This is a genomic window from Streptomyces sp. NRRL WC-3549, from assembly GCF_000721935.1.
Classification (GTDB): Bacteria; Actinomycetota; Actinomycetes; order Streptomycetales; family Streptomycetaceae; genus Streptomyces.
On sequence record NZ_KL585387.1, the window covers coordinates 156,696 to 160,604 of the forward strand.

General features: G+C 71.1%; 5 protein-coding genes and 1 pseudogene. 1 reads left to right on the plus strand and 5 read right to left on the minus strand.

Annotation, left to right across the window (positions count from 1 at the left end; genetic code table 11):
- The 5 genes from IH13_RS0106085 to IH13_RS0106105 all read right to left on the minus strand — a co-directional run.
- Positions 1-228: NAD(P)-binding protein (locus IH13_RS0106085; RefSeq protein WP_158791065.1), on the minus strand; the 228-nt coding region annotated here is incomplete at its 3' end.
- Positions 229-320: 92 nt separating this feature from the next.
- The gene (gene pspAB, locus IH13_RS0106090) at positions 321-905 is read right to left on the minus strand and encodes a PspA-associated protein PspAB (RefSeq protein ID WP_031081683.1); all 585 of its coding nucleotides are present in this window, start codon (positions 903-905) and stop codon (positions 321-323) included.
- Positions 906-916: 11 nt separating this feature from the next.
- Positions 917-1,828, minus strand: a complete 912-nt coding sequence (htpX, locus tag IH13_RS0106095) for a zinc metalloprotease HtpX (protein ID WP_031081685.1) — start codon at positions 1,826-1,828, stop codon at positions 917-919.
- Between the two features lie 77 nt (positions 1,829-1,905).
- Positions 1,906-2,616 carry a pyridoxine/pyridoxamine 5'-phosphate oxidase gene (locus tag IH13_RS0106100; RefSeq protein WP_031081687.1) on the minus strand — a complete coding sequence of 237 codons (711 nt, stop codon included), beginning with the start codon at positions 2,614-2,616 and terminating at the stop codon, positions 1,906-1,908.
- Positions 2,617-2,782: 166 nt separating this feature from the next.
- Positions 2,783-3,430, minus strand: coding sequence for a TetR family transcriptional regulator (locus IH13_RS0106105; RefSeq protein WP_037840822.1), 648 nt, complete (start codon positions 3,428-3,430; stop codon positions 2,783-2,785).
- A gap of 355 nt (positions 3,431-3,785) precedes the next feature.
- Between IH13_RS0106105 and IH13_RS42075 the strand changes: the two are divergent.
- Positions 3,786-3,909, plus strand: a pseudogene (locus tag IH13_RS42075) (VOC family protein); the annotation flags it as partial.

A 3,909-nucleotide genomic window follows, 5' to 3' on the forward strand; every position in this document is an offset into this window, starting at 1 on the left:
AGAGATGTGTATAAGAGACAGGTGCAGACGCAGCCGGTCGTAATGGCGGCGCCAGGAGGCGCCGACCTCCCCGGTCTTCTCCAGCACCACCGCCCGCACCCCGCGTTCCCGCAGGGCCGCGGCGGCGGCGAGGCCGCCGGGACCGCCGCCGATCACGTAGACCGGCCGGTCCTCGGTGCGGTCGGCGAAGGCGGGCAGGGCGGCTGAGGCGGAGGTGCTGTCGGGCATGCCCGGAGCGTAACCGGCCCTGCCCGACGGCATGCACATGATGGGTCTCGCTCCAGAGGGGAATCAGTTGCGAAACGATTACGGCCCGTGGCTCAGAGCCCCGGCGCGCCCCAGACCGGGAACCAGCGGCTCAGATCGCCCTCCACCCGCAGGTCGTCACCGAGCACCGCCCTGACCTGGAGCTCCAGTTGGTTGTCGCGCCGCTCACCGCCGCCTTCCGCCGGGGCGAACGGGTAGAAGGTGCCGCGCTTGTAGAGGTAGACCAGTGCGAGCCGCCGCCCCTCGGCGTTCCGGAAGCCGATCAGCGAGCAGAGCAGGTGCGGCCCGAAGCCGCCGTCCTGGAGCAGGGTGTTGACCGCGTGCAGGTCGTTGACCAGGGCCGCGGTGTCCTCGGCCGACTGCCGTGCGAGCAGCCAGGTGTAGCCGTAGGTGTCCCGGCTGAACTCCACCGGGACCCCGCCCCGCCCGGTGTCCGCGTCCAGCAGCTCCTGTACGTCCTGCCGGACGCGGGCGAAGGTACCGCCCTCCACCCCCGCGAAGCAGACGGACCCCAGCCCGGTCGGGGTGAAACCGGTACCGGCCTGGAGGGTCAGTGCGGCGGAGGGGACGGCGAAGAGCTGGTCGAGGTCGGGCCGGACCGGTTTGCTGCGGCCCAGGATGCTGTCGAGCAGGCCCACGGAGGGTCTCCTTAGGGACGGGACAGGTCGGCCGAGATCCGGGCGAGCTGGTCGAGGCGCTGTTCCAGCGTCGGGTGCGAGGAGAGCAGCCGGCTCAGGCTCTCCTTCGAGGAGAAGGCCGGAACGAAGTAGAAGGCGTTGTACGGCTCCGCCTTCCGCAGGTCCTCCGTCGGGATCCTGGCCATCTGGCCGCTGACCTTGGTGAGCGCGGAGGCCAGCGAGGAGGGGCGGCCGGTGAGGAGCGCCGCCGTGCGGTCGGCGGACAGCTCGCGGTAGCGGGACAGGAGCCGGGTCAGCAGGAAGCTCAGGGCGTAGACGACCGCGCTGATCAGCGGGATCAGCATGATGATGATCCCCGCCGGGTCGTTGCCCCGGTTGCTGCGGGCGAAGCCGCCCCAGAGGGCGACCCGGGTGATGATCCCGGCCAGCACCCCGAGGAACGAGGCGATGGTCATGACGGCGACGTCGCGGTGGGCCACGTGGGACATCTCGTGGGCCAGGACCCCCTCCAGTTCGTCGGGTTCCAGTCTGCGCAGCAGCCCGGTCGTCGCGCACACCAGCGCCGTCTTCTCACTGCGGCCGGTGGCGAACGCGTTCGGTACGTCGCTCCGGGCGATCGCGACCCGGGGCTTCTGCATGTCGGCCAGGGCGCAGATGCGGTCGATCGCCCCGTGCAGCTCGGGCGCCTCCTCGGGGCCGACCTCACGCGCGCCCATCCCGAACGCCGCGATGCGGTCGCTGAACCAGAACTGGGCGATGAACAGACCGCCCGCGATGATCAGGATGATCGGCCAGGATCCCTGCAGGACCGCGAGGAGCACCCCCACGAGGACCACGTACAGCAGGCCGATGAAGAACATGGTCCCGACCATGCGGGTGGTCAGGCCCCGGTCCGGGGCGTAACGGGAACGGACTCGTGCCATGGGTGCCTCCAACCAGCTCACCTGACTCCCATAGTGCCCCTTCTGCCCTGAGAACCGGATAAGGAGCCGCACCCGTCTCAGGGCCAGAGGAGTTCCCGGGTCCACGGGCCGCCGGCCTCCCGGCGGTAGCGCAGCCGGACGTGCCGGCGCTCCGGGTCGCCCTGGAAGAACTCGGCCTCGTGCGGTTCGACCACGTACCGTGACCAGGTCTCCACCTCCGTGTCCGGCTCCGCCCGTGCGCGTTCCCAGGCGGCCTCGGAGGCCCGGACGAGGTCCTCGCGGGAGGGCAGGACCTCGCTCTGCGAGCCGGTGAGCGCCGCCGCCAGGGCCCCGGTGGACCGGGCCCGCAGATCCGCGCGGCTCTCGGCGCGGCCCACCGGGGTGACCGTCCCGCGCACCCGGACCTGGCGTCCCTGGGCGGGCCAGTAGAAGGTGAGGGCCGCGTGCGGGCGGGCCGCGAGCTGGCGGCCCTTCTCGCTGGTGGTGTGCGTGCCGAAGTGCCAGCCCCGCTCGTCCGCGTCGTGCAGCATCAGCGTCCGGGCGTCGGGCCGGCCCCCGGCGTCCACGGTGGCCAGGGTCATGGTGTGCGGCTCGCGCTGTCCGGCCCCGACCGCCCCGGCGAACCAGGCGCGGAAGAGCCCGAGGGGGTCCGCGGGTGCGGTGGAGGCGTCGAAGCGGGGGAGGGGGACGTCCCAGACCCGCTGGGCGTGGAGCAGTTCACGGAAGGTCTGCTGTGTGGAGCTCGCGGTCTGCTGCGCGTCGATGGAGGGCTGTGGTGCATCGCTCATGGACCCATTCCACCGCGGGGCCGCCCGGTCCGCCCGGTGCGGGTCGCCCGGTGCGGGAACACCGACGGCGGACCACGTCGTGTGGTCCGCCGTCGGTGAGACAGGACGGGGGCCGCGGGATGTCCGCGCGGCACCCTGTGTGGTATGCGGGAGTCCTGGCAGGCGCCTACCTGGCCGGCTTCTTGCCGGTGATGCCCAGGTGCACCAACAGGGCGAGGTTCGGGCGGAGTTCGGCCTGCTTCACGCCCCAGGTGGTGAACCCCTTCTGGTGCGAGGCGACCGCCGACAGCATCATGACGAGCGAGCCCGCCACGGCCGCCGGGCTGACGTCCTTGTCGACTCTGCCCTTGGCCTGGAGATCCTTGACCGCGCTCGTCAGGGAGCCGGTGACGGAGTTCAGGATCTTCATGCGGATCTTGTAGAACCGCTTGTCGCCCTCGGCGGCGGCGAGGTCCACGACGCGCAGGATCGCGTCGTTGCGCCGCCAGAAGTCGAGGAATCCGTCGACGAGTTCCTCGGCGGTCCGGCGGCCCGCCTTGCCGGACCAGGAGCGGTCCGCGACCAGTTCGGTCAGACCGGCGCCCTCCTGGGCCATTTCTTCGGCGAGTTCGAGTACGGCGCCTTCGACGTCGGGGAAATACTGGTAGAAGGTCGCGGGTGAAGTCCCCGCCTTCCGGGCGACGTCGATGACTTTGACGTCCCGGTACGGCGAGGAGCTGAGCATCTCGCTGAGGCAGTCGAGCAGCTTCTGCCGCGTCGCCTGACCTCGCCGACCGGCCACGCGGCCGTCGACGGTGCGTACTTGTCCTGTCATGCCGTCAGCTTACCGACGGGGGGTGGGAGCGCGATCTGGCCGACTGCAAACGGGGAACGCCCCGGTGAGGGCCGGGTGGAGGGGGCGATCAGGGGGCGCGGAAAGGGCGGGGCGGCGGGCCGGTGAGGGGGCCGGAAGCGAGGCGGAATGAGAAATTCCGGTCCGATGTTCTTATCAACAGCCTGTGGATAACTTCGGTGGACAACCCGTGTCCACCTGGTCGGCGCCCCTTCACGCTTCGGGCGGAAGTCCTATTGCCGCGCTTCCGCGCCCGGGGTCGGGCTCGGGGCGCGCCGCGCGCCGCTCGACGTTACGTTGAGTGTGACGGGCGTCACCATCGAGGAGGGATCTGCTCATGGCCGCATTCGCGCCGTCCACGCCGTGCTGGGTGGATGTGCAGCTCTCCGACCTCGAAGCGGGCAAGCGCTTCTACGGCGGGCTCTTCGGCTGGACCTTCCGCGCCGGTGACGGCATGCCGT

Coding starts and splice junctions, on each gene's coding strand:
- htpX (WP_031081685.1), bottom strand. CDS start 1,828: ATGGCACGAGTCCGTTCCCGTTACGCCCCGGACCGGGGCCTGACCACC.
- IH13_RS0106100 (WP_031081687.1), bottom strand. CDS start 2,616: ATGAGCGATGCACCACAGCCCTCCATCGACGCGCAGCAGACCGCGAGC.
- IH13_RS0106105 (WP_037840822.1), bottom strand. CDS start 3,430: ATGACAGGACAAGTACGCACCGTCGACGGCCGCGTGGCCGGTCGGCGA.